This window comes from Streptomyces sp. NPDC018045 (genome assembly GCF_044327445.1).
Lineage (GTDB): Bacteria > Actinomycetota > Actinomycetes > Streptomycetales > Streptomycetaceae > Streptomyces.
This window is the reverse complement of record NZ_JBIRFL010000019.1, coordinates 79,845-104,753: the sequence shown is the minus strand read 5'-3', so window position 1 is coordinate 104,753 and position 24,909 is coordinate 79,845. Positions and strand designations below refer to the sequence as shown.

Below are 24,909 nucleotides of genomic sequence, written 5' to 3'. Positions count from 1 at the left end.
GCCGGTCACGTCGGCGGGCGCCCCCGGGGCACTCGCCACCTCCGGCAACTTCACGCAATATGTGTTAACAATGCGAGGGTCTTCTGCTAAGAATGCCGTCCACCGTCATCCGTGCGATGACCCCCGCCGACTTGAGGGACACCCGCCCATGCCCGCTCCGCTGCCCGCCCACGTGCCCGCGACCATGCGCGCCGCCGTCCTGCACGCGCCGAAGGATCTGCGGATCGAGGAGCGGCCCGTGCCGGTTCCCGGGCCGGGACAGGTGCTGGTCCGCGTCGAGGCCGTCGGCATCTGCGGCTCCGACGTGCACTTCTACGAGCACGGACGGATCGGCGACTTCGTCGTCCGCGCCCCGATGGTGCTCGGTCACGAGCCCGGCGGCACGGTCGTCGCCCTCGGGCCCGGCGCCGCCCGGCACCAGCCGGGGCAACGGGTCTCACTCGAACCCGGCGTCCCCTGCGGCACCTGCACGCAGTGCCGCCACGGCCGCTACAACCTGTGCCCCGAGGTCTCCTTTTACGCGACCCCGCCGGTCGACGGCGCCCTGTGCGAGTACGTCACCATCGACGAGCACTTCGCCCACCCCGTCCCGGACACGCTGACCGCCGAGACCGCGGCCCTGCTGGAGCCGCTGTCCGTCGGCGTGTGGGCGGCGCGCAAGGGCCGGATCGGCACCGGCTCGCGGGTGCTGGTCACCGGCGCCGGGCCGATCGGGCTGATCGCCGTCCAGACCGCCCGCGCCTTCGGCGCCACCGAGGTCGTCGTCACCGACATCGCACCCGAACGGCTCTCCCTGGCACGGGAGTTGGGTGCCACCGCCACCCTCGACGCCCGCACCGCCCGGCTCGCCGACACCGGGTACGTCCCCGACGTGCTCCTGGAGTGCTCCGGCGTCCCGGCCGTCGCCGTCGAGGGGATCCGGGCCGTCGGCCGCGCCGGCCGGGCGGTGCTGGTGGGCATGGGCGCGGACACCGTGCCGCTGCCGCTGGCCCATGTGCAAAACTTCGAGATCGAGGTCACCGGCACCTTCCGGTACGCCAACACCTGGCCCGCCGCCATCGCCCTGGCCGCCTCCGGCGACGTACGGCTCGACCGGCTGGTCTCCCACCGGTACGGCCTGGCGGAGGCGGAGCAGGCGCTCACCGCGGCCGCCCGGGACCGTACGACGATCAAGCCCGTGGTGTGTCCGCTGCCCCGCTGACCGCCGCGGGCACGAAGGGAAGGAACGCCGGATGCCCGCCAAGGCACGGCTCTCGCAGGCCGCCGTCGAACAGCGGCGGCAGGCCGTCCTGCGGTACGTCGCCGATCACGGCGCCCTGCGCATCGACGCGCTCGCCGACCGCTTCGGCGTCAGCCTGATGACGATGCACCGCGACCTCGACGACCTCGCCGGACGCCACCTGCTCCGGAAGGAGCGGGGGCGGGCCGTCGCCTTCCCCGCCCTGACCATGGAGACCGCCACCCGCTTCCGGGAGAGCGTCGGCCTGGCGGCCAAGACGGCGCTGTGCGCCGCGGTGGCCGACCGGATCGCACCGGGCAGCACCCTGCTGATGGACGACTCCACCACCCTCTACCCCCTGGCCGCGATGCTGGCCCGGCGGGGCCCGGCCGCGCGGCTCGCCGTGGTCACCAATTCCGTCGGCCTGGCGCAGCGGCTGGGCGCGGCACCCGGCGTGGACGTCACACTGCTCGGCGGCCGCTATCAGAGCGAGTTCAACTCCTGCACCGGCCCGGAGGTCACCCGCGAACTGTCCCGGCTCCACGCCGACCTGGTGCTGATGTCCGCCACCGCCGTCCTCGACGGGCGGCTCTTCCACCCGCTGCGGGAGTACGCCGACGTCAAGGAGGCGATGCTGGCCGCCGCCGACGAGGCCGTACTGGCCGTGGACCATTCCAAGTTCGGCAAGCGGGCCACGTACCGGTACGGCACCGCCGCCCGCTACGGGGCGGTCGTCACCGACACCGCCACCCCCGCCGCGGAACTGGCGGCCCTCCGGGACACCGGCACCGCCGTCCAGGTCGTCGAGCCGGGCACGGGGTGAGCCGGGCGCCTGGCTCAGAGGCCCTCCGGGGGCAGGGCGGCAACCGTGTCGAGCAGGCGGTTGACGTCGGTCAGGGCCTCCCGGCCGGCGTCGGAGTCGCACTGCACGGGATCGTCGAGGACATCGGCGGTGCAGGCCATGAGCTGGTACATGGCGCCGATGGGCTTCAGGCCCCAGGAGGCGCTCAGCAGGATGTGGGTGATGAGGGGGGCGGTGAGCCGGCCGCCGTTGTCGTCCCGGGCGAGGACCAGGGCCAGGGCCAGGTTGCGGTCGGCGTCGTCCGGCTGCCACGGCCCGCCGAGGTCGCGGGCGAGGGTGGTGGCCTGGGACCGGATGTCGGATGCCGCGTTCATGGTCCGACGGTGCCACACCGTCGCCCGCGCCGCCCGGAGGCCCGGCCGCGGTGTCGTTCCGCCGGGGGGACGCGTGGGGTGCCGGCGCCGGGACTGTCCGCACCCGGCGGCACCGGCGGACCCGCACCGCCACGTGCACGCCCCGGGCCCCGGCGGGCGCGCTTCGCACGCGCCCTCGGCCGCGTCACTCCACCGGGTGAAGGCGGCCGCCGCCCGGCATACGGCGGTGCGACACCGGGCGCGCAGGGCCCGATGGCCCCGAAGCGGTCGGGCAGCCGGGGCCGCCGCGCGAAGAGGAAGCGTCGGGGAAACGGACACCGGACACGAGTGGGACCGCCCGGCGGGTGACCGCACCGGCGGGCACGCGGGGTGCCCGCCGGTGGGGGGTCACGGCTTGGGCAGGACGCAGCCCGGCCGTCCCAGGTCGAGTTTGTTGCCGGTGCCGAAGCACTTGGGTATCTCGTACGTCTCCTGCGCGTAGCCGATGCCCCGGCGCACGCTCACCTGGCCGTTGGCGTCCACCTCGCACGGGTTGTTCATCGTGCAGCGCTGGCCGCTCTCATTGATCGTGTTGTTGACGGCCGCCACCTTGCCGGAGGCCACGTCGATCACCGGCGATCCGGAGGTGCCGCCGATGACCTTGCACGGGGCGGTGTAGCGGACCGAGTCCTTCCAGGTCCAGTCGCCTTCCTTCAGCCGGTAGGCGAAGCCGTCCACATTGCAGTTGTAGGTCTTCTTCCAGTAACCGGAGACGACGCTGATCGCGGCGCCCTTCACCGGGTGGGTGGTGGCCATGTCCAGCGCCTGGATGCCGTAGCGCTGCTTGATCTGGGCGTAGGTGGAGGAGAGTTCGTACAGCGAGACATCGGTGTCGGTCATCGTGCCGTAGGCGATCTTGGTGGCGCGTACCGTGCCGAGGTTGCCGGCCGAGGCGCTGAGCACGGTGAAGCTGCGGCTGGAGGGCCGGTCGACGATGACCTCGCCCGCACCGGGCATCCCGGTTTCCAGGCAGTGCCCGTTGGACATGACCAGGGCCGGGTCGTTGTCGGTCGAGGTGGGCATCCGCACGATCGAGCCGGAGCAGTTGCTGAGCGCCACCGTGCCGGCGAAGGACACGGCCCGGGGAGCCGCCGCATCGGCTCCGGCGAGCGTGGCGTCCGTCGTGCGCGTCAGCGAGGGCGTCGCCGGGTGCCCGGTGGCGTCCGCGGGCGTGGCGGCACCGGCGGTTCCGGCGGTGCCCACGAGGGCCGCGGTACCCAGGACGGCCGTGGCCAGGGCACCGACGAGAGGGCTTCTCATGTGGGGGTCCTCTCAGAATCCGTGGCCGAAGTTCCTTCGGCTTTGACGTGCGCATTGTTGGGGCAACCGATGCCGCTGGCAACAACTTCGCCGTAACCGGCGGAAAGTTGTTCGGGTCAGGAGAGGGGGCGGAGGGGAGGGTGGGGCGGGGCATGACGGGGCGGGGGCCGTGCGCCGTCGTGGGGGACGCCGGACGCCGCCGTACCCATCCCGGCCTGCCGCCGCGTGGTGCCGGTCGGCTCCCCGCTCGCTCCCGGCCCGCCGCTCCGGAGCGGCTCGGGGGCGGGCGGGTCTCCGGACGCGACGCCTTTTGTCTCCGCACGGTTGACTGCCGCGCCGATTTCTCATGCGCTTCTCACGAACGCGCCCCGCCCTGTCCGGCGATACCCCGTTGACCTGCACCGCAGCCGACTCCGGGAAGTTCGCGAACGTTGTGGACATGAGGCAGGTGAGGTGTCGTACGCTAAACTCCGCGATCCGTTCGCGCATTTTCCGCTGTTTACCGTCAAACACGGACAGGTTGCCGCCGCACCGTCGTTAAGGACCCGGATGCTTTACGCCGCGCCCCAACACCCTCCCGGCCCGCAGGGAGAGGTGCGGCGGCCCAGACTGCGTATCCTCGACGGGCTACGGCTGCTGGCCGCCTTGATGGTCCTGGCGTATCACTACATCACCCTGCGCGACGGCTGGGGTGACGATCCGCAGGCATTCTCCCCGCTCGTCCACCACCTGTCGGAGTACGGGTGGCTGGGCGTCGAAGTCTTCTTTCTGATCAGCGGGTTCGTCATCTGCATGAGCGCGTGGGGGCGCTCCCTGGGTGATTTCGTGACATCCCGCGTTTCCCGCCTCTATCCGGCCTACTGGGTTGCCGTGCTGCTGACGGCGGCGGTGCTGACGGTGTGGCCGAACGTCCGCAGCGCGGACAACTGGGAAACGGTTCTGACCAATCTCACCATGCTCCAGCAGGGGCTCGGTGTGCCCGACGTGGACGACGCCTACTGGACGTTGTTCATCGAATTGAAGTTCTACCTGCTGTTCGCGGTCGTGGTCTTCCGCGGGGTCACGTACCGCCGTTGTGTGCTCTTCTGCGGCCTGTGGACCGTGGCCGGGGTGGTGGCGCTGAAGTCCAACAGTGACCTGCTCTCGGTGTGGGCGATCGCGCCGTACTCCCCGTACTTCATCGCGGGCATCGCCTTCTACCTCATGCACCGCTTCCGGCCCACCGTCCTGTTGTGGGCGATCGTCGCGGTCTCCTTCCTGCTGGCCCAGCACTATCTGCACGGCCGGCTGGTGATGAATCTCGGCGCGAAGGCGGACGTGGCCGAGGGGTGGCCGGTACGGCTGGCCGTCCTGGCGGCCTTCGCGCTGATGGCCGCCATCGCGCTCGGCTGGTTCGACGGACTCCAGTGGCGCTGGCTGTCCACGGCCGGATCGCTCACCTATCCGCTCTACCTGCTCCACATGTACGTCGGTTTCACCCTGATCGACCTGCTGCGCGACCGGGTGCCCGCGCTCCTTCTGCTGCCGGCGATCGTCGTCCTCATGCTGGCCCTTTCCTGGCTGGTGCACCGCTTCGTGGAACGGCCGCTCGGCAGGAAACTCCGGGTGTCCATGCAGAAAAGCGTGGAGGAAATGCGCTTCCATTCCCGGGGGAAAGGGGGCGGCGTCCCCTCGGGAGGGCCGGTGGAGCAACGCAAGGAAGTCATACGGGAGGAGCGGAAACCGGATCCGGAATTGCTGCACTGACGGCTGGGGGCGACCGGGGGCGGTCGGAGGGGGGATTCACTCCATGAATGCCGCCAGGGCAACTCCGCAGAGCAATTCTGGGCGGCTTCGGGGCAACTCCGTGCCATTCCCGGACATTCCGGCCCCATCCCGGGGGTAGTCTCAGTGGCACGTATTGGGGAACCCGGAGAAAACTCCCACCCCACCCGCCTCGTACGCCCTTCCCCGCGCTCCTCCGCTTACGCCGTTTCGCCTTCTCCGTTCACTCGTTGACGTGGGTACCGGCAACACCGGACGAAGAAAGCCGGGGCCGGCCGGCATTCCCCACACGACGAAGGGAAGACGTCAGGGATGAGCGGTGAGATGTGGGCGATCGTGGTGATCCTGGCGGTTCTGCTCGCGGCGATGGCCGGCGCCGCGATCGTGCTGCTGGTCAAGGTGGTCCGCGCACGCAGCGCCCTGCGCGACGCGGGTGTACCGCTGGAGAACAAGGTCGCGTACTGGGGCGCGCTGCTCTACGTGATCTCCCCGGTCGACCTGCTGCCGGACCCGGTCCTGCTCGACGACATCGGCGTACTCCTGCTGGCCCTCCGCTCGCTACAGGCGGCGGCCGCGGCCTCGGGCGTACACAAGGAGAAGCGGTCGGCGGCGTCACCGGAGGTGGAGGCGGGGGCGTGACGGTGTACGGCCGGGCGGTGGCGGGGCCGTCCGGCCGGCAACTCGCCGTCCTCCGCGCCGGAACAGGCGGCCCCGGCGCTCAGGTCCGCGCTCTCTCCGCCGCTCCTCACTCCGCTCACCGCGCCCGCCCGACCGACTCCCGCTCGATGAATTCCGTGGGCAGCGTGAGGTGTTCGGGGTGGTGGGCGCTGCCCTGGACGCGGGCGATCAGGGCCTGTACGGCCCGGGTGCCCAGCTCCTGGACGGGCTGGGCGACGACGCTGATGCGGGGGCGTACGGCGCGGGCCCAGTCGGTGTCGTCGAAGGTGATCACGGACAGGTCTTCCGGGACACGCAGGCTCAGCTCCCGTGCGGCGGACAGGACGCCCAGGGCGATCAGGCTGTCCGTCGCGAAGACGGCGGTGGGCGGCTCGGGGGAGGCCAGCAGGTCGTGGGCGAGCAGGGCCGGGTCCCGGCCGTGGAAGGCGCCGGTGCGCAGATAGGTCTCGGTGTCGGCGATGCCCGCTTCGCGCAGGGCGGCGCGGTAGCCCGCTATGCGCGCGAGACCCGTGGAGCCGGGGTCCACGGGGTCGTCGGTGGCGTCGTTGCCGACCAGGCTGACCAGGGCGATGCGGCGGTGCCCCATGGCGAGCAGGCGGCGTACCGCGTCCTGTGCCGCGCCGTGGTTGTCGACGGTGACGGAGTCCAGGTCGAGGCGGGGCACCCGGCGGTCGAGGAGGACGACCGGACAGCCGCCGGTGTGCGCGGCGGTGAGATGGCCGGTGTCCGTGGTGGAGGCGGGGGCGACGATCAGGCCGTCGACGTGCTTGTCGCGCAGCATCTTCACGGCGGCCCGTTCGGCCGCCGGGTCCTCGTCGGTGTTGGCCAGCAGGATCTGGTAGCCGGCGGCCCGGGCGGCGTCGGTGATGCCACGGGTGACGCCCGCGAAGAAGGGGTTCTGGATGTCGGCGATGACCGCGCCCAGCGTGTGCGTCCGGCCGGTGATCATGGACCGGGCGAGCTGGTTGGGACGGTAGCCGAGTTTCCGCGCGGCGGCCCGTACGCGTTCGCGGGCCTCGGGGCTGACGGAGCCGTAGTCGGCGAGGGCCCGGGAGGCGGTGGACCGGGAGACGCCCGCCTCGCGGGCGACGTCGGGGATCGTGGCGGGCCGATGCGGGCCGCTGCGTCGGTTCGTCGTCATGGCCTCGCCAGGTTATCGGCTGTGCAGGGGTATTGACGCTCCGCCGACGGCGGTGGGAAGGTACCCGGCATTCCCGGTGGGAACGTTCCCAAGACTACGTCGAGGGGCGTTCCCGGTCTCGGTTGGGAACGTTCCCAAACTGCTCGGAGAGGATCCGCGTGACCACCGCAACCCTGCCCCTCAAGCCCATCACCGAGGACTTCAAGGAGGCCGTGGCCTTCGCCCTGAGCCAGCACGAGACGGCCCGCGCCTTCGTGGCCGAGGCCGTCGAGAACGGACTGCGCAACGTCTTCCTCGTCGGCTGCGGAGGCTCGCTCACCGCCTCCTACCCGGTGCACTTCCTCCTGGAGACCCGCGCCGATTTCCCCGTCTTCCAGATGAACAGCGACGAGTTCAACCTGCGCAGGCCCGCGCTGCTCGGCGCGGGGTCCCTCGTCCTCGTCTCCTCGCACACCGGCACCACCAAGGAGACCGTCGCCGCTGCCCACTACGCCCGCTCCACCGGCGCCCGGGTCGCCGCGCTCACCCGCGACGCCGACAGCCCCCTGGCGCGGGCCGCGGACATCGCCTTCACGTACCGCAGCGAGGAGACCGTCGTCGCCCCCAAGGGCGTGCTCTTCGGGCAACTCGCTTACGCGCTGCTGGAGAAGACGGGGGCGGCAGGTGACTACGCGGCGGTGCGCAAGGCGTACGAAGCGCTGCCCGACGCCCTGTACACCGCCCAGGAGGAGGGCGAGGCGCTCGCCCACCGCATCGCCACCGCACTGGCCGACGAGCCGGTGACGTACGTGCTCTCCGCGGGACCCAACTACGGGGCGGGCTACGGCTTCACCATGTGTTACCTGATGGAGATGCAGTGGAAGCACGGCGGCAGCTACCACGCCGGTGAGTTCTTCCACGGCGCCTTCGAGGTCGTCACCGAGGACCAGCCGGTGATCCTCTTCCTCGGCGAGGACGCCACCCGCCCGATGGCCGAACGCACCAAGGCGTTCCTCGACAAGTACACCCGCAAGGCGCACCACGTCGACTCCAGGATCTTCTCGCTGCCCGGCGTGCCGGTGGAGGTGCGCGGCGACATCACCCCCATCGCGCTGGACGTCTTCGGCACCCGGTTGGCCCGCCACTACGAGTCCGTGCGCGGCCACGACCTCGACAAGCGCCGCTACATGTTCCGGGTCGAGTACTGAGCCCGCGCCGCCGCGTCCGTCCGGCCCGGTGCGCGTCGGCGCGCCGGGCCGGGCCCCACCGGAGCCCACTGGAGGAAAGAGCGGTATGCGCATCTGCGGACTCGGCGACAACGTCGTCGATCGCTACCCCCGGCGTGGACTGATGTACCCGGGTGGCAACGCCCTCAACGTGGCGGTCCACGCGGCACGTTGCGGTGCCGAGGCCGCGTACCTCGGCGTCACCGGAAGCGACGCGGCCGGCCGGCACGTACGGGCGGCCCTGGCGGCCGAAGGCGTATCGACGGAACGGTCCCGTATCGCCGAAGGACCCAACGCCTACGCCACCGTCCACCTCGACCAGGACGGCAACCGCACCTTCGGCGACTGCGACGAGACGATCTCCCTCTTCACCCCGGACGAGGCCGACCTGCGCTGGCTGCGCGGCTTCGACCTGGTGCACACCGGCGACTGCAGCGGCATGGAGGAGCACCTGCCGCGGCTGGCCGCCGCCTGCCCGGTGAGCTTCGACTTCTCGGACCGGCCCTGGAGTTACGCGCAACCGCTGCTGCCCTTCGTACGCGGCGCCGTCCTCTCCCGGCCCGACGCCGACGCGGACGAGGCCACCGGGCTGCTGACCGCCGCGCACCGCCTCGGCGCCAAGCTGGCGGTCGTGACGCGCGGCTCCCGGGGCGCGTACCTGTCGTACGAGGGCACCACGCACCACCAGCCGGTGGTGCCCGTCCACGCCACCGACACCCTCGGCGCCGGCGACTCCTTCATCGCCGCCCTGCACCTCGCCCTGCACCGCGGCCGGCCGCTCGCCGACGCGGCCGGGTACGCCGCCACGTACGCCGCGGCGGTGTGCACCCTGCCCGGCGCCTTCGGCCGGCCCCTCGCCCTCGACGGCGCGCGCCCCCGCGACCCGTCCCGATGTCCCTGACCCCTCTCGCCAGGAGAGAGCCGATGCGCCGCACTCCCGCCGCCGTCGCCGGCTGCCTGCTCGTCACCCTGCTGACGCTGCTGGTCAGCGGGTGCGGGCAGGCCCCCGTCCGCGTCACCCCGAACGACTTCGTCCTCGACGGGCCCCCACGCGGGCACCTCACCGTCCTGGAGAAGTGGGCCGATCCGGAGTACGCCCCGTACTTCCGCAGCGCGGTCCGCGCCTACGAGCGCCGGAACCCGGGCGTGACCATCGACCTCCGGGCCGTGGGCGACCAGCCGTACAAGGACCGCATCGCGGTGCTGGCCGCGTCCCGGGAGCTGCCCGACATCTACTTCTCCTGGCCCGGCCGGTACGCACGCAAGTTCGCCGACGGCAAGCTCGCCGCCGACCTGTCGGAACCGCTCCGGAACACCGCGTGGGGCCGGACGTTCGAGGCGGACGCGCTGGACGCGTTCACCTTCGGCGGGCGCCGGTACGGGGTACCGCTCGACATGGACGCCAAGGTCGTCGCGTACAACAAGGAGATCTTCGCCGCGGCCGGGGTCGAGCGGGCGCCGCGGACGTTCCCCGAACTCCTCGAAGCCTGCGACCGCGTCTCCGCGGCGGGCCGCACCCCGCTCGCCTTCGGCAACCAGTACGGCTGGCCCGCCGGGCACCTGCTCACCCAGTTCAACGCCATGGAGGTGCCCGCCGCCGTCCTGGCCAGGGACTACGACGGCGCCGGAGGTACGGAAGCCTTCAGCCACCCCGGCTATGAGCGTGCTTTCGACGACCTCGCCCAGCTCAAGAAGCACTGTATGGGGCCGTCCGGTACGAGCATGAGCCACGAGTCCGCGCAGACCCGGCTGCTGTACGGCAAGGCCGCGATGCAGTATCTGGAGACCCTGGAGTTCTCCTATCTGAGCGCCGAGGGCGGCGCCCCGGAGAAGTTCGCGAAGAGCTGGGACTTCTTCACCATGCCCGCCGTACCGGGCGCCGCGGGCTCCGCCCGGGCCGTCGCCGGGGGAGCGGACGGGCTGCTCGTCGCCAACTCCTCCCCGAACAAGGCACTCGCCGTCGACTTCCTGAAGTTCCTCACCAGCCGGGGCCAGGCCCGCACGATGGTGCGCGACCTGGGCTGGCTCAGCGCGGTCAAGGGCACGGCGGGCGCCGCACGCCTGAAGGGGCTGCCCGCGGCGCAGCGCACGCTCGCCGGCCGGAACATCGCCCTCTGGCTCGACACCGTGGCCGACGACAAGATCGTCAACCCGTATCTCTCGGCGGCCGAAGCCGTCCTCGGGGGCCGCGCCGACGCGGCACAGGCGGTGCGCCAGGTACGCGAGGGCGCGCGGCAGGCCCACCGTTTCCGCGTCCGGAACTGACTCCCCGTACGCCCCGACGCCCCGAAGGAGGTGCCGCCCTCATGCGGCGACGCCGATTCCGCCACGCCCTGTACGCCGCCCCCGCCCTCGCCCTGATCGCCCTGTTCGTCTACTACCCGATCGTGGAGAACATCCGGCTCAGCCTCTTCAAGTTCAGCGTCTTCCAGCCCGGTATGCGCTATGTCGGCCTGGAGAACTACCGGCAGGCCCTCCAGGACCCCGTCTTCTGGAAGGCGCTGGCCAACAACCTCGGATACGCCGTCACCTCGGTGATCTTCCAGGTGGGGACGGCACTGGTGCTGGCCGCGATCCTGGAAGGGATCATCGGACGGCGGCTGCGCGGACTGCTGCGGACGGTGTACTTCATCCCCGCCGCCGTCTCCATGACGGTCGCCGGCCTGCTCTTCCAGTTCCTCTACCAGCCCGACGCGGGCCTGTTCAACAGCGCGCTGCAAGCCCTGGGCCTCGGCCGTTTCGCCCACGACTGGCTCGGCGACCCGGCCACCTCCCTCTGGGGCGTCGTCACCATGAGCCAGTGGCAGTCCTTCGGCTACACCACGATGCTGCTGACGGTCGCCGTCCAGCGCATCCCGCGCGAGCTGTACGAGGCGGCGACCGTGGACGGCGCGGGCCGGGTGCGCACCTTCTTCGCCGTCACCGTCCCGATGGTCCGCGAGATGACGACCCTGCTCGTCATCCTCACCGTCTCCGGCGCGTTCCTCGTGTTCAACGAGGTGATGGTGATGACCGGCGGCGGCCCCTCCAACTCCAGCCAGACGCTGGGCACCTGGCTGTACACCAGCGCCTTCACCGGCGACGACATGGGGTACGCCGCGGCCATCGGCACCGTCCTGTTCGTCATCACCTTCGTGGCCGGTGCCGTCCAGCTCCTCCACTCGCGCCGGAAGGCGGCAGCGGCATGACCCTGACCCTGCACGAACCCGCACCGGCCGAGGCCCCGCCCGCCGCACCCGGCGAGCGCCGCCGGCCCGCCCGTCCCGGCTCGGTGGCCCTGCGCGTCCTCACGTACTGCGGGCTCGCCGCGCTCGTCGTCGCGGTCCTCTATCCGCTGTGCTGGATGGCCCTGTCCGGCCTGAAGACCAATGGGGAGATCTTCTCCGACCCGTGGGGGCTGCCCGCGCACCCCGACTGGGGGACCTACGCCGACGCGTGGCACCAAGGGGTGCTCGGCTATCTGCTCAACAGCGCGCTCGTCACCGCCGCCAGCGTCCTCGCCGTCGTCCTGATCAGCGCCTGGGCGGCGTACGGACTGACCCGGCTCGCCATTCCCTGCTCCCAGCCGGCGCTGCTGCTCGTCCTCGGCGCCATGATGCTCTCGCCGACCGTGGCGCTGGTCCCGCTGACGCAGCTCCTCCAGGCGCTGCACATCTACGACACGTACGGGGCGCTGATCGTCCTCTACACCGCCTTCAAGGTGCCCTTCACCACCTTCCTGATCCGCGCCTACCTGCTGGGCCAGCCGGTGGAGGTGGAGGAGGCGGCCCTGATCGACGGGGCGAGCCATCGGCAGACGTTCTGGCGCGTGGTCGTGCCGATGGCCCGCCCGATCCTGGTCTCCGCGGCGCTGCTTCAGGCGCTCTTCTCGTGGAACGAATACGCCTTCGCGCTCGTTTTCATCACCGACGACCACCTCAAGACCCTGCCCGTGGGGCTGGCCGACATGGCCGGGCGTCTCAACTCCGACTGGCCGATGCTCTTCGCGGGCCTGACCATCGCCGCGCTGCCCATGATCGTGATCTTCCTGGTCGCCCAGCGGCACTTCGTGCGGGGGCTGTCCGAGGGGATCGGGAGGTGAGCGGGGTGCGAGGGCGGCGCCGGTGATCGTGCGGGGGCGGCGGCGCCGTTGCAGGATGGCTGCATGCTGCTGGCTCGTCTCGCCCAAGTGTCCGGGGAGGTCGCCGCCACCTCGGCGCGGTCCCGAAAGATCCGACTGCTGGCCGAACTGTTCCGCCGGGCCGCCCCCGAGGACGCGCCGGTGGCCATCGCCTACCTGGCCGGGCGGCTGCCGCAGGGCCGTATCGGGGTCGGCTGGAGCGTCCTGCGGGACCCTGTACCGGCCGCGGACACCGCCACCCTGACCGTGCTCGGCACCGACGCGGCCCTGACCGCCCTGGCCGCCGTCGCGGGGCCCGGTTCCCAGACCGAGCGGCGCCGCCTCGTCCAGGAGCTGCTGGGCGCGGCGACCGCGGAGGAGCAACGTTTCCTCGTCGGCCTGCTGACCGGCGAGGTACGGCAGGGCGCGCTCGACGCCATCGCCGCCGAGGCGATCGCCGCGGCGGCCGAGGTGCCCGTCGGGGACGTACGGCGGGCCGTCATGCTGGCCGGGTCCCTGGAGGAGGTCGCCCGCGGCCTGCTCGCCGAGGGGCCTTCGGCGCTGGCCGAGTTCCGGCTGACGGTCGGGCGCCCCGTCGGGCCGATGCTCGCGCACGGCGCGAAATCCGTGGCCGAGGCGGTCGACAAGGCCGGGCGGTGTGCCGTCGAGGAGAAGCTGGACGGCATCCGGGTGCAGGTGCACCGCGACGGCCCGGACGTACGGATCTACACCCGCACCCTCGACGACGTCACCGACCGGCTCCCCGAGATCACCGAGGCGGCGCTCGCCCTGGAGGCGCCTTGCTTCGTCCTGGACGGCGAGGTGATCGCGCTCGGCGACGACGGACGCCCGCTGCCGTTCCAGCGGATCGCGGGCCGTTTCGGCTCGCGCGTGGACGTGGCCGCCGCACGGGCCGCGCTGCCGCTGTCCCCGGTCTTCTTCGACGTGCTGGCCGTGGACGGACACGACCTCCTGGACCTGCCCGGCGACCGGCGGCACGCGGAACTGGTGCGGCTGGTCCCGGAGGAGCGGCGGGTGCGCCGGACGGTGGTCGACGACCCGGCCGACGCCGCTGCCCGCCGGGCCGCCGAGGACTTCTGGACCGAGACGCTGCGCCGCGGCCACGAAGGCGTCATGGTCAAGGCGCTGGACGCGCCGTACAGCGCGGGCCGCCGCGGCGCGGCCTGGCTGAAGGTGAAGCCGGTGCACACCCTCGACCTGGTGGTGCTGGCCGCCGAATGGGGGCACGGCCGCCGCACCGGCAAGCTCTCCAACCTCCACCTCGGCGCACGCGGCCCGGACGGCACGTTCGTCATGCTCGGCAAGACCTTCAAGGGCCTCACCGACGCCCTCCTGGCCTGGCAGACGGAGCGGTTGCGCGAGCTGGCGGTGGACGAGAGCGGTTACGTCGTGACCGTACGCCCCGAGCTGGTCGTCGAGATCGCGTACGACGGCTTGCAGACCTCGACCCGCTACCCGGCGGGCGTGACGCTGCGCTTCGCCCGGGTCCTGCGCTACCGCGAGGACAAGACGGCCGCCGAGGCGGACTCGATCGAGACGGTCCTCGCCGCGCACGACCGGTCGGGGCCGGAGGCGTCCACCGGACCGGAAGCCTCCATGGAGCCGGACCGCGACGGCTGATCCGGGGCCCGCGAGGCGGGTGGGGCCCTGCGGCGGCCCGGATGCCCACCCCGCCCGTTTGCTCTGGCACTATGACGGACAGGGCCTCGATCGCTGGTCAGGGCCTTGGACGGCGGCACCGCCGCCGTGAAATCGATTTCCCGATCCGTGTCGAAGGGGAGGTGCCCGGCAGCACCAGCCGTGGTCGGTCCTGTCCGCCGGGCCGGTGCGCCGCCGTCCGTACGCGCTCTTTCGGTAACAGCCCTTCTGCTGTGCGCCAAGAGATCCACTTCAACACCTTCAGTCAGAGCAAAGGGGCTCTTCCGTTGGCCAGAAAGATCATTCTCGACTGCGACCCCGGGCACGACGACGCGATCGCCATGCTCCTGGCGTACGGCAATCCCGACATCGACCTGGTCGCCGTGACGACCGTCGTCGGGAACCAGACCCTGGAGAAGGTCACCCGCAACGCGCTGTCCGTGGCCCGCATCGCCGGGATCACCGGCGTGCCCTTCGCGGCCGGGTCCCCGCGCCCCCTCGTACGGACCATCGAGAACGCGCCCGAGATCCACGGCGACACCGGACTGGACGGTCCGGACCTGCCCGAGCCGGACATCGAGCTCGACCGCCGGCACGCCGTCGACCTCATCATCGACACGGTGATGTCGCACGAACCGGGCGAGATCACCATCGTCCCCACCGCGGGCCTGACCAACATCGCCCTCGCCGTGCGCAAGGAGCCCCGGATCGCCGAGCGCGTCCGCGAGGTCGTCCTGATGGGCGGCGGCTTCCACGAGGGCAACTGGAGCGCGGTCGCCGAGTTCAACATCGTCATCGACCCGCACGCCGCGCACATCGTCTTCAACGAGCGCTGGCCGGTCACCATGGTCGGGCTCGACCTGACGCACCAGGCGCTGGCGACCCCCGAGGTCACCAAGAAGATCGCCGAGGTCGGCACCAAGCCCGCCGCCTTCGTCCTGGAACTGCTGGACTTCTTCCGCGACGCCTACCGGGAGAACCAGGGCTTCGAGTACCCGCCGGTGCACGACCCGTGCGCCGTCGCCTACGTCATCGACCCGGACGTGATGACCGTACGCAAGGCCCCCGTGGACATCGAGCTGACCGGCGGCCTGACCATGGGCATGACCGTCACCGACTTCCGCTGGCCGCTCCCCGAGGACTGCCGCACCCAGGTCGCGGTCAAGCTCGACCACGAACGGTTCTGGAACCTCGTGGTGGACGCCCTTGAGCGCATCGGCGACGTCGAGGCATGAGCGCGCCGCACATCGCCCGGCCCGCCGGGACGACGGGGCCGGGGCGTTCCGTACGGATCGGCGTGCTGGTCACCGCGCTGCTGACGGCCTGTGTCGCCTTCCAGCTCAACGCCAGCATGCTCAGCCCCGCGCTGAAGAGCATCGAGGACAGCCTCGGCGCCACCTCCGCCGAGATCGGGCTCACCCAGACCGCGTTCTTCACCTCCGCGGCGCTGTTCTCGCTGTTCCTGCCGCGGCTCGGCGACATCGTCGGCCGCCGCCGGGTGCTCGCCGGGATGATGGTCCTGATGGTCGTCGGCTGCGTCGTGGCGGCGCTGGCGCAGAGCGTGCCGATGCTGTTCGTCGGCCGCGTCATCCAGGGGGTGTCCGGGCCGACCGTACCGCTGTGCCTGATCATGCTGCGGGTCGAGGTCACCGAGCCCAAGCGGTACGGCACCCTGCTCGGCGTGATCACCGCGGTCAACGGCGGCATCGCCGGTGTCGACTCCCTCGCCGGCGGCTACCTCGCCGACCGGCACGGCTTCGCCGCGGTCTTCTGGGCCATGGCCGTCGTCGCCGCGATCGCGGCCGCCCTCGTCGCGGCCCTGGTCCCCGAGTCCAAGGCACCGGACAGCCATCGGATGGACTGGCCGGGCGTCGTGCTGCTCGTCGTTTCGGTCGGGTCGCTGCTCGTTGCGCTCAACGAGGCGGGCAAGCTGGCCGCCGCGAACTGGCCGCTCATCGCGGTCCTGGTGATCGTGGCGGCAGTCGCGTTCCGGCTGTTCTGGCGGACCGAGGACCGCTCCGGACACCCCCTGGTCGCGACCCGGCACCTGCGGCAGCGCTCGACCTGGGCGACGCTGCTGACCACGATGCTGACGATGACGGGCGTGTTCGCCGTCATGAACGGGCTCATCCCCGCCTTCGCGCAGGACGCGCAGGCCGGACTCGGCATGTCGGCCGAGCAGTCCGCCTGGTGGACGCTCACCCCGTACGCCATCGCGGGCCTGGCCATGGGCCCGATCGCCGGCCGACTCGCGGCGACGTACGGCTACGGCCGCATCCTGCGGCTGGGGCTCGTCGGCGCGGCGGCGACCGTCGTGCTGATGATCGTCACGCTCTCCGCCCACTCGCGGGGGCTGCTGCTGGCCGCCTCCATCCTGGTGGGCATCACCTACGCGGGCGTGGCCAACATCGTGCTCAACGGGCTCGGCATCGTGCTGTCGCCCAAGGAGAACCCGGGCTTTCTGCCGGGCCTGAACGCCGGTGCCTTCAACCTCGGCTCCGGCCTCAGCTTCGCCGCCCTGTACGCGGTCAAGACCGCCATGCCGGCCGACGACCCGTCGTCCGCCTCCGGTTACACCGCCGGAATGATCGCCGGCGTCGTCATCATGGCCGTCGCCCTCGTGGCGTCGTTCCTGATCCCGAAGCCGGTGGAGGCCGAAGCGCACGACTGAGCGCCTGTGTCATAACCCTGGTCGGATCAGCGGCACCGGACGGCCCGGCCCCTCCTCGCCCGAGGAGGGGCCGGGCCGCTGCGCGTCAGCCCTCGGTGGCGGCCGTCAGGACACCGGAGGCGATCCGCCCGAGCAGGGCGGCCAGTTCGGCAGGCGCGGCCAGGAAGGGGGAGTGGCCGGTGCCGAGCCGTTCGACGGCGGTGGCGTTCGCGGCCATCGTCGTCTGCAGCGCGGGCGGGAGCGCCTGGTCACCTTCGCAGATCACGTAGGTGGAGGGCACGGTCCGCCACGCCGCGCGGGTCACCGGCTCCTGGAACGACCGCCGGCTCTGTTCGACGAGTCGGTCCATGGCCCGCTCGGCCACGTCGTCCGGCACGTCCCCGTACAGCGCCGCGCGCGGGTCCTCGAAGACGGGCGGCTGGACGTTGTCGACGTCCACGCCCCTGGCCGCGTCGCGGCCGTGCAGACTGCCGAGCGACTGGCCCTCCGCCGGCATGTAGGCGGCGAGGTAGACGAGGTGGGCGACGCTCGCCTGGTCGGCGGCCTCGGTGACGGGAACGCCGCCGTAGGAATGACCGACCACGATCACCGGGCCGTCGATCTCGCGCAGCCGCGCGGATATCGCCTCGGCGTCGTCGTACACCCCGGCGGTGGGCGTGCCCTGCGGGCCGGCGCTGGGCAGGTCGACCGTGTAGGACCGCAAACCCTCGGCGGTCAGGGCGTCCTGGAGGCCGGTCCAGCACGTGGACCGGTGCCAGGCGCCGTGGACGAGGAGGAAGGACGGGCGGGCTGCGGAGGAGGGCATCAGGGTGAGGCTCCTGTGGTCGGACGGTGGTGACGGCCAAGGCGGCAGGCGCGCGGGGCCGCAGAGCGCGCGGACCGCGACCGGGGCGAACACCCGCCCCGGCACGCCCTTCGAAGAAGCATGCAACACCACTGACGGAGCCGTACGCCACCCCATTCCACCTGCGCGGACCCGACACCGCGCACGCCCTGACGGAACATCTCGACCCGCCGTACGCGGCCGGTTCAGCGGGCTGCGGTCGCATCCTCGACGACCATCGCGACGAAGTCCGTGGCGGCCCTGCGCCGCGCGAAAGGGTTACGCAAGGGGCGGGAGGGGGCAGCCGGGGGAGCGGAGGCGGAGCGGTGGAGGCGGAGGGCTTCCCCGATCACCGGGTGCCATCGCGGCGCGAACGTCTCCAGGGCGTAGCGGCCCGCGCCGCCCTTGGAGATGACCTTTCCGGTGGCCGTCGTGTGATGGAGGCGGCTGACCCCGAGCACGCCCCAGGCCGGCGCCCCGCCCCCCAGTGCGGCCAGGCCCGGCAACGACAGCGGCTTGCGGTGCGCCGTGTGCCAGCGGCGCCAGTAGCCGCCGAGGTTCCCCAGCGTCCAGTCGCGCAGGGCGGCCCGGTCCACGCCGACCTCGAATCCGCCGGGGACGGGCCCGCGTACCGGCACGGCGTGCTGCGCGACAACGGTCCAGGTCACCGGATTGACCTCGAAGGCGTCGCCCGTCCGGAACCTGCCCCGCAGCGTGTACGGAACGGCGGGGCAGGACGCGAACCCCGCCGCGAGGTCCTGCCACGTGACGTGGACACCGTCGAAGTACGGGCGCGGGTGCCGGGCCCGCGTCTCGGCGTGGGCCTGCTCCAGGGCCGCCACGTCCGCCGCCGCGAGCCGCCGCGCGGTGACGGCCACGAAGTCGATGTCGCTGCGCCCCGGCCGGAAGTCGCCCAGGGCGATCGACCCCGTCAGGTACAGCCCCTCGACCAGGCCCGGACAGAGCCGGTCCGTGCTCGCGAGGAAGGCGCGCACCACGGCTTCCACCGAAGGGTGTGCCCCACGTTTCCGCGCGCTGCCCGATGCACCGTGCATGGTCCTGTGTCCTCCCGTCCGCCGGCCGTCGCGGCGGTGGTCCGCCGGATGGCGCCGTGTCCCGTGTCACGCGTGTGACGTGTGAACGGTTCCGGTACGGAGCCGCCGCGCCGGCCCCACCGCCCGCCGTGGTCAGCGGTAGCAGTACGAGTCGGACGACGCGTCGCCGCCCTGCAAGCGGGTCTGGTGGACGCGCAGCCCGCGGAAGTCCTCGCCGTGCGGGAAGAAGCGCGGGTCGGGGGTGAGGCCCCCGTGGTCCGGGTCGGCGTCGAGCCTGGCGAGCCAGGGGTGGATGCCCTCGGGGTAGAACTGGTCGTCCCACGAGCCGTACAGGGAATTGGTGAGATAGACCCGGCGTCCGTCGCGGCTCAGTTCGGCCATCTGTGGGCCGCCGGTCAGCGGCAGGCCCGGCGCGGCCGGGTGCGGCTGCCGGGCCGTGATGCCGCCGAGCCGGACGGACGCGGTTTTGCGGGGGTGGAAGGGGTCGCCGACGTCGTACTGGAGCAGCTCGCCGGTGCCCCACGCGGACACGTACAGCCAGCGGTCGTCCACCGACAGGTTGATGTCCGTGACCAGCGGCGGCACCGCCCCGAACGGCTTGAGGACCGGCGGCAGCGCGTCCTTCTCGGCGGGCTCCGCCGGGATCGTGACGACCTTGCGCGCCGTGAACCGTCCGCTGTCCTCGCGGTGCCACAGCCAGACGGACGCCGACAGGTCCGCCACGCTCACCACGACACCCGCGAAACCCCACGTCGCCTCCGGGTCGTGGGCCGGCCGCAGTTCGAGGACCATCTGGTGTTCGTCGCCCAGGTCGAGGCGTTGCAGGTGGCGGCCGGAGTCCAGCTCCCAGAAGTGCAGCGCGTGGCCGTACGCGCGGCCGAGCAGCAGCTCCGGGTCCACACCGTTCTCGACCATCGACGGGGTGCCCCACTCGCTGGTCACCGCGATGTTGTGCCGCAGGTGCCACCAGACGTCGTAGGCCAGGCGCTGCGGGCCCCGGTCGGTCTCCCAGGCGCGCAGGACGTCGAAGGTCTCGTGGTCGAGGAGCGCGACGCCGCCCGGTCCGTCGTCGCCGTGCGCGCCGCCGAGGCAGGAGAGCAGGACGCCGCCGGGTCCGCAGTGGAGGGTGTGCGGCCGCGAATAGCCGGCCGCGTCGGCCAGTTCGGCGGCTTCGATCACTTTCACGAGGCGGGGGCGGGCCGGGTCCGGTCGCGTGTCGAACACGTGCAGCCGGGAGGAGCGGAGCCCCGGGACCAGTAAGTAGCGCCGTTCGGGCCGGTGATGGCCCTCGTGGGCGAGGGCGCTGGAGCACGCGTTCCAACCGAAGTGGTGGAGTTCGTCGCCCAGTCCGGGCACCTCGGCGAGGTGCAGCACCCGCCCGTACGAACTCGACCCGGGGTCGGTGTCGACGACGATCAGCGCGTCCGGGCGCCGGGCGGAGCGGTCGAAGCCGACGAGGTAGGCGAGCTTCTCCGGGGGAGCGGCGATGGCTTCGGAGGGCGTGCGGTAGAGGGTGGGGTCGGGGCGGTCCGGGTGGCTCGTGCGGTGCGGGCCGTCGGCGTGTCCGGTGGGGTCGGCGCCGCCGGAGTGGTCGGTGCGGGAGGCCGTACCGGCATGCTCGGAAGTAGTCATCTTGTGGCTCTCCTCGGCTCCGTGACTGGCTGCGTGATCGGCTCCGTGGCGGGCTCCCCGGCCCCGCCCGTCGGCCGGGCGGAAAGCCGCGCCGGACCGTCCGTGACAGGCGGCCGTATCGGCAGGCGTGCGGGCCGGTGCCGACGGGGCGGCACACCCGGACGCGGCTCCGCGATGGCTGCGAGCCTCGCACAGGGCCTGCGCGCCGCCAAGGGCACACCGGCCGCGGGCGTCCGGGCAGCGGCCGGAAGTCGCCGTCCGGCCGTCCGATTGTCAGACCCGTGCGCGATGATCGCCTGTACGGACCGGCCGGATCCGACCGGTCGGGCCGTGCAGTGGACGAGCCGCCGCGATCCGGTGGTGGCGACGTGAGCAACGAGATACGGGGTCATCAATGCGACGTTTGGGCACGGTACTGACCGCGGTGGTGCTGGCAGGCGCGGCGGTGTCGGCGACGACGGTGTCGGCGACGGCCGCGCCGGCGACGGGGGCCGCACCGGCCGCCGCGCCGTCGGCCACGTGCGACACCGGTGGCTGGGGAAGCGCCCTGAAGTCCGCCGAGGCGCGTGACCACCAGCCGCTGAAGAAGATCAGGACCGGTCGGCACGCCTGCTACGACCGGATGGTGTTCGAGGTGCCGACCGCGGGCGGAAAGCCGGTCGGATACCGGGTCGGCTATGTCGACGCCCTGCACCAGGACGGCTCGGGCGAGCGGATACCGGTCGGCGGCGGGGCCATCCTGGAGATCCGGGTGGCGGCGCCGAGCTACGACCCGGGCACGGGCCAGTCGACGTACCCGGGCCGGGCCGGCAAGCCGCTTCCGGGGGTCGACATCAAGGGCTACCGCACCTTCGAGGACACCCGGTTCGCGGCCAGTTTCGAGGGCGACACACAGATAGGTCTGGGAGTGCGCAAGCGCCTCCCGTTCCGTGTCGTCCAGCAGAAGAACCGGCTCATCGTGGATGTCGCCCACTCCTGAGCGGTGACCGACACGCGGTCGCCGTCCGGTGATCCGCGCATGACCCGCCGACCAGGGGCGGCGCGGGCACGCCTGGCCGGCGCGCGACCGCTCCGGGCGCCGCGCCGTACGGGACGCCCCGCCGCCCCTGGCCGACCTGCCCGGACGGACGCCGGCTGCGCGGTCCTCGCCGTGTGCCTTCTCCCGGCACGAAAGACTTGCGTAACCACTACACCTGGAGCACTCTAGGTGAAGTGGTTGCGGGGTGGGACACGTCCGCGCCGCCACCGCCCTGCCCCACCGCGATGCGACCGCCGCATCGCCAGCGGAAACGAGGACCACCTTGCGCAAGCTCACCTACTTCGTGGCCTGCTCGATCGACGGCTTCATCGGCGACCCGAACGGTGACGCGTCGTCGATGATGCAGTTCGTGAACGAGGAGTTCCTGGAGTTCCTCAAGACGGAATACCCGGAGACCGTCTCCGCCGAGGGCCGTGCCGTCCTCAACTTCCACGACGCCGAGAACCAGCGGTTCGACACGGTCATCCAGGGGCGCGGCAGCTACCAGGTGGGCCTGGACGCCGGCGTCACCAGCCCGTACGGCCACCTCCGCGAGTACGTGGCCTCCCGCAGCCTCGGCGAGTCACCCGACCCGAACGTGCACCTGATCACCGACGACCTGGTCGGCGCCGTCCGGACCCTCAAGGCCGAGGAGAGCGACCTGGGCATCTGGCTCTGCGGCGGTTCCCGGCTCGCGGGCGAGCTGCTCGACGAGGTCGACGAACTCGTCATCAAGACCTACCCGCAGGTCTACGGCTCCGGCATGCCCATGTTCGGCTCGGACTTCGCGGTCACGGACTTCACCCTGGACTCCGTCCGCACCTTCGACAACGGCGTCCTCGTACGGAAGTACAGCCGCAAGCGCTGAACTCGATCACGCGGCGGACGAATCCGGCGCCCACCGGCTGACGGCTGCGCGCGCCGTATCCCGGCCGGCGCGGACGGAGGGCGAGCGCGCGCCCCGGGAGTCCCGGGCGGGGCACTCCCTTCGCGGCGGTGGCGGACGGTGTCCGCCGGGCTCAGGACGGCCGTGCCGTCACCATGGCGATCGTCACCAGGGCCAGCACCACCCAGGAGAACCAGAGCCAGCCGCTGCCGCCCAGCGCCACGGTGTAGGCCGTCGCCACGACCAGCCCACCGACCGTGCACGCGGCCATCGTCTTAGCGGATCCGGGCATCCCCGCAACCTCCTCACGGCGGCCCGGCGGCGCTACGCCACGGGCCGCGGCCTCAAGGACATCGTCCCCGGCCGCGGCCCGTACCGCTAGCTGTGTGCGTGACCTCCGGTCAGTAACCGGTCACCCCGCGCCGCCCCCCTGGCCGCGGGCCTGGAGGGAGGCCAGGTACGCGTTGTAGGCCGCCAGCTCCTGGTCCCCGTCCCGGGTCGCCGCGCGGTCCTTGCGCTGGTTCTGCCGCTCCTCGGACTTGTACCACTGGAACAGCAGGGCGATGAGCACCAGCACCGACGGGATCTCGCTGAAGGCCCAGGCGATGCCGCCCGCCGCGCTCTGGTCGCCGAGCGCGTCGATCCCCAAGGAGGCCGGCGGGTTCTCGAACGTCTTGATCATCGTCTCGGTGCCCATCATCAGCGCGATGCCGAAGAACGCGTGGAAGGGCATGCCAGCGAACAGCTCCAGCATCCGCATCACGTAACCCGGCCGGTGCGGCCCGGGGTCCACGCCCATGATCGGCCAGAAGAAGACCAGGCCCACCGCCAGGAAGTGCACCATCATCGCGATGTGCCCGGCCCTGGACTGCATCAGGAAGTCGAAGAGCGGCGTGAAGTACAGCGCGTACAGGCTCGCGATGAACATCGGGATGGTGAACGCCGCGTGGGTGATCACCCGCATGTACCGGCTGTGCAGCAGCGCCACCAGCAGTTCACGCGGCCCCTTGCGGCCCCGCCCGGCCGCCGGCAGCGCCCGCAGCGTCAGCGTGACCGGCGCGCCGAGCAGCAGCAGGATCGGCGACAGCATGCTGATCACCATGTGCTGCACCATGTGCACGCTGAACATGGCCATGCCGTAGTCGTTCAGCTTGGTGCACATCACCAGCGCCACGGTCAGTACGCCGACGACCCAGGCGACCGTCCGGCCCACCGGCCAGTGATCACCGCGCCGCCGCAGCCGCAGCACCGCCCAGCCGTACAGAATCAGCCCCACCAGGCACCCGACGAGGAAGAACGGGTCTCCGCCGAACTCCATGCCGCGCCCCAGCGTGAACGGCGGCAGATCCATGTCCATGCCGTGCCCGCCGTGATCCATCCGCTCGCTCCTGATTCGTACCGATACTCCGCGACCAGACTAGAACCGCCCCCGGCCGGGGCGGCGGCCGGGGGCGGTCAGCAGGCCGCGCGGCGGCCCGTACGCGCTACAGGACGCACTCCGCCTCGGCGTAGCGGTCCCCGGGCACCGTCTTCAGCGTCTCCACGGCCTCGGACAGCGGCACCAGCGTGATGTCCGTGCCGCGCAGGGCCGTCATCATCCCGAAGGCGCCGCGGTGCGCCGCCTCCACCGCGTGCCAGCCGAAACGGGTCGCCAGCACCCGGTCGTACGCGGTGGGTGTGCCGCCACGCTGCACATGGCCCAGGATCACCGCACGGGCCTCCTTGCCGAGCCGCCGCTCCAGCTCCAGCGAGAGCTGGCGGGCGACACCGGCGAACCGCTCGTGCCCGTAGACGTCGGTGCCGCCCGCGTCGAAGGCCATCGAGCCCTCGCGCGGCTTGGCGCCCTCGGCGACCACCACGATCGCGAACTTCTTGCCCGCCTCGAAGCGCTCACCGACCGTGCGGGTCAGCTCCGCCACGTCGAAGGGCCGCTCCGGCACGACGATGGCGTGGGCGCCCGCCGCCATCCCGGAGTGCAGCGCGATCCACCCCGTGTGCCGGCCCATGACCTCGACGATCAGGACCCGCTGGTGCGACTCGGCGGTGGTCTTCAGACGGTCCAGCGCGTCGGTGGCCACCCCCACCGCCGTGTCGAAACCGAAGGTGACGTCGGTCGCGGCGATGTCGTTGTCGATGGTCTTGGGCACGCCGACGATCGGCAGTCCGGCATCGGACAGCAGCCGGGCCGCCTTGAGCGTGCCCTCGCCGCCGATCGGGATGATCGCGTCCAGGCCCAGGTCGGCCACATGGCCGCGGGCCCGCTCCACGCCGTCCCGCAGATGCGCGGGCTGCACCCGGGACGAGCCCAGGATGGTGCCGCCGCGCGCCAGGATGCCGCCGACGGCGTCCAGGTCCAGCTTGCGGTGGTCGCACTCCAGCAGGCCCTTCCAGCCGTCCCGGAAACCGATCACCTCGTCGCCGTGGTCGGCGGTGGCGCGGTGGACGACGGAGCGGATGACAGCGTTCAGCCCGGGGCAGTCGCCGCCGGAGGTGAGCACACCAATACGCATTGTTCTCGCAGACCCTCTGCACATCAGAGCCTGTCCGCCGGGCCCCGGCCGGGCGCGGACACAGACTCTCAACC

The 24,909-nt window shown here is 72.0% G+C and carries 23 protein-coding genes; 14 read left to right on the top strand and 9 right to left on the bottom strand.

All coding sequences use genetic code 11. The features are described from left to right. Window positions 1–148: 148 nt before the first annotated feature. Together ACH4EB_RS29635 and ACH4EB_RS29630 are read left to right on the top strand one after the other, a co-directional pair. Window positions 149–1,201: an NAD(P)-dependent alcohol dehydrogenase gene (locus tag ACH4EB_RS29635; RefSeq protein ID WP_398350999.1), complete on the top strand. Its 1,053-nt coding sequence runs from the start codon at window positions 149–151 to the stop codon at window positions 1,199–1,201. 31 nt (window positions 1,202–1,232) lie between these two features. Next, a complete protein-coding gene (locus tag ACH4EB_RS29630) occupies window positions 1,233–2,042 on the top strand; it encodes a DeoR/GlpR family DNA-binding transcription regulator (protein WP_398350998.1) in 810 nt (269 codons plus the stop codon). Window positions 2,043–2,056: 14 nt separating this feature from the next. Here ACH4EB_RS29630 and ACH4EB_RS29625 read toward each other — a convergent pair whose 3' ends face one another. Then, window positions 2,057–2,395 carry a hypothetical protein gene (locus ACH4EB_RS29625; protein ID WP_398350997.1) on the bottom strand — a complete coding sequence of 113 codons (339 nt, stop codon included), beginning with the start codon at window positions 2,393–2,395 and terminating at the stop codon, window positions 2,057–2,059. A gap of 387 nt (window positions 2,396–2,782) precedes the next feature. Continuing rightward, window positions 2,783–3,694, bottom strand: coding sequence for a serine protease (locus ACH4EB_RS29620; RefSeq protein ID WP_398350995.1), 912 nt, complete (start codon window positions 3,692–3,694; stop codon window positions 2,783–2,785). A 594-nt stretch (window positions 3,695–4,288) separates the two neighbouring features. Between ACH4EB_RS29620 and ACH4EB_RS29615 the strand changes: the two genes are divergently transcribed. Beyond that, on the top strand, window positions 4,289–5,440 hold the full coding sequence (locus ACH4EB_RS29615; protein WP_398350994.1) for an acyltransferase family protein: 1,152 nt from the start codon (window positions 4,289–4,291) through the stop codon (window positions 5,438–5,440). A 330-nt stretch (window positions 5,441–5,770) separates the two neighbouring features. Beyond that, window positions 5,771–6,097, top strand: a complete 327-nt coding sequence (locus tag ACH4EB_RS29610) for a DUF1232 domain-containing protein (protein WP_398350993.1) — start codon at window positions 5,771–5,773, stop codon at window positions 6,095–6,097. Window positions 6,098–6,212: 115 nt separating this feature from the next. Here ACH4EB_RS29610 and ACH4EB_RS29605 read toward each other — a convergent pair whose 3' ends face one another. Continuing rightward, the gene (locus ACH4EB_RS29605) at window positions 6,213–7,277 is read right to left on the bottom strand and encodes a LacI family DNA-binding transcriptional regulator (protein WP_398350992.1); all 1,065 of its coding nucleotides are present in this window, start codon (window positions 7,275–7,277) and stop codon (window positions 6,213–6,215) included. A 158-nt stretch (window positions 7,278–7,435) separates the two neighbouring features. Between ACH4EB_RS29605 and ACH4EB_RS29600 the strand changes: the two genes are divergently transcribed. From ACH4EB_RS29600 to ACH4EB_RS29565, 8 genes are all read left to right on the top strand, one after another. After that, window positions 7,436–8,464 carry an SIS domain-containing protein gene (locus ACH4EB_RS29600; protein WP_398350991.1) on the top strand — a complete coding sequence of 343 codons (1,029 nt, stop codon included), beginning with the start codon at window positions 7,436–7,438 and terminating at the stop codon, window positions 8,462–8,464. 85 nt (window positions 8,465–8,549) lie between these two features. Then, window positions 8,550–9,383, top strand: a complete 834-nt coding sequence (locus ACH4EB_RS29595; protein ID WP_398350990.1) for a PfkB family carbohydrate kinase — start codon at window positions 8,550–8,552, stop codon at window positions 9,381–9,383. Between the two features lie 23 nt (window positions 9,384–9,406). Next, a complete protein-coding gene (locus tag ACH4EB_RS29590) occupies window positions 9,407–10,747 on the top strand; it encodes an ABC transporter substrate-binding protein (protein ID WP_398350989.1) in 1,341 nt (446 codons plus the stop codon). Between the two features lie 41 nt (window positions 10,748–10,788). Then, window positions 10,789–11,670, top strand: coding sequence for a carbohydrate ABC transporter permease (locus tag ACH4EB_RS29585; RefSeq protein WP_398350988.1), 882 nt, complete (start codon window positions 10,789–10,791; stop codon window positions 11,668–11,670). Further along, window positions 11,667–12,563: a carbohydrate ABC transporter permease gene (locus ACH4EB_RS29580; RefSeq protein WP_398350987.1), complete on the top strand. Its 897-nt coding sequence runs from the start codon at window positions 11,667–11,669 to the stop codon at window positions 12,561–12,563. The genes ACH4EB_RS29585 and ACH4EB_RS29580 overlap by 4 nt, the downstream gene beginning before the upstream one ends. 63 nt (window positions 12,564–12,626) lie before the next feature. Further along, window positions 12,627–14,222: an ATP-dependent DNA ligase gene (locus ACH4EB_RS29575; protein ID WP_398350986.1), complete on the top strand. Its 1,596-nt coding sequence runs from the start codon at window positions 12,627–12,629 to the stop codon at window positions 14,220–14,222. Between the two features lie 305 nt (window positions 14,223–14,527). Next, the gene (locus ACH4EB_RS29570) at window positions 14,528–15,475 is read left to right on the top strand and encodes a nucleoside hydrolase (RefSeq protein WP_398350985.1); all 948 of its coding nucleotides are present in this window, start codon (window positions 14,528–14,530) and stop codon (window positions 15,473–15,475) included. Further along, window positions 15,472–16,911 (top strand): MFS transporter, encoded by a 1,440-nt coding sequence (locus ACH4EB_RS29565; RefSeq protein ID WP_398350983.1) that lies wholly within the window; start codon window positions 15,472–15,474, stop codon window positions 16,909–16,911. The genes ACH4EB_RS29570 and ACH4EB_RS29565 overlap by 4 nt, the downstream gene beginning before the upstream one ends. 85 nt (window positions 16,912–16,996) lie before the next feature. Here the strand turns inward: ACH4EB_RS29565 and ACH4EB_RS29560 are convergent, their stop codons facing one another. The 3 genes from ACH4EB_RS29560 to ACH4EB_RS29550 all read right to left on the bottom strand — a co-directional run bounded on the left by ACH4EB_RS29560 (window position 16,997) and on the right by ACH4EB_RS29550 (window position 20,421). Continuing rightward, entirely contained in the window at window positions 16,997–17,716 is a 720-nt protein-coding gene (locus tag ACH4EB_RS29560) for an alpha/beta hydrolase (RefSeq protein ID WP_398350982.1), read from the bottom strand. 224 nt (window positions 17,717–17,940) lie between these two features. Then, window positions 17,941–18,789, bottom strand: a complete 849-nt coding sequence (locus ACH4EB_RS29555) for an aminoglycoside adenylyltransferase domain-containing protein (RefSeq protein WP_398350981.1) — start codon at window positions 18,787–18,789, stop codon at window positions 17,941–17,943. Between the two features lie 132 nt (window positions 18,790–18,921). Then, a complete protein-coding gene (locus ACH4EB_RS29550; protein WP_398350979.1) occupies window positions 18,922–20,421 on the bottom strand; it encodes a selenium-binding protein SBP56-related protein in 1,500 nt (499 codons plus the stop codon). Window positions 20,422–20,815: 394 nt separating this feature from the next. Between ACH4EB_RS29550 and ACH4EB_RS29545 the strand changes: the two genes are divergently transcribed. Together ACH4EB_RS29545 and ACH4EB_RS29540 are read left to right on the top strand one after the other, a co-directional pair. Beyond that, window positions 20,816–21,400: a hypothetical protein gene (locus ACH4EB_RS29545; protein WP_398350978.1), complete on the top strand. Its 585-nt coding sequence runs from the start codon at window positions 20,816–20,818 to the stop codon at window positions 21,398–21,400. 322 nt (window positions 21,401–21,722) lie between these two features. Next, window positions 21,723–22,307 carry a dihydrofolate reductase family protein gene (locus ACH4EB_RS29540; RefSeq protein WP_398350976.1) on the top strand — a complete coding sequence of 195 codons (585 nt, stop codon included), beginning with the start codon at window positions 21,723–21,725 and terminating at the stop codon, window positions 22,305–22,307. A 151-nt stretch (window positions 22,308–22,458) separates the two neighbouring features. On the opposite strand, the gene ACH4EB_RS29535 is transcribed toward ACH4EB_RS29540, so the two are convergent. The 3 genes from ACH4EB_RS29535 to ACH4EB_RS29525 all read right to left on the bottom strand — a co-directional run bounded on the left by ACH4EB_RS29535 (window position 22,459) and on the right by ACH4EB_RS29525 (window position 24,835). Continuing rightward, complete coding sequence (locus ACH4EB_RS29535; protein ID WP_398350975.1) at window positions 22,459–22,617, bottom strand: hypothetical protein; 159 nt, start codon at window positions 22,615–22,617, stop codon at window positions 22,459–22,461. A 120-nt stretch (window positions 22,618–22,737) separates the two neighbouring features. Further along, a complete protein-coding gene (locus ACH4EB_RS29530) occupies window positions 22,738–23,703 on the bottom strand; it encodes a cytochrome c oxidase assembly protein (RefSeq protein ID WP_398350974.1) in 966 nt (321 codons plus the stop codon). A 106-nt stretch (window positions 23,704–23,809) separates the two neighbouring features. Continuing rightward, a complete protein-coding gene (locus ACH4EB_RS29525) occupies window positions 23,810–24,835 on the bottom strand; it encodes a 6-phosphofructokinase (RefSeq protein ID WP_398350972.1) in 1,026 nt (341 codons plus the stop codon). Window positions 24,836–24,909: the final 74 nt, after the last annotated feature.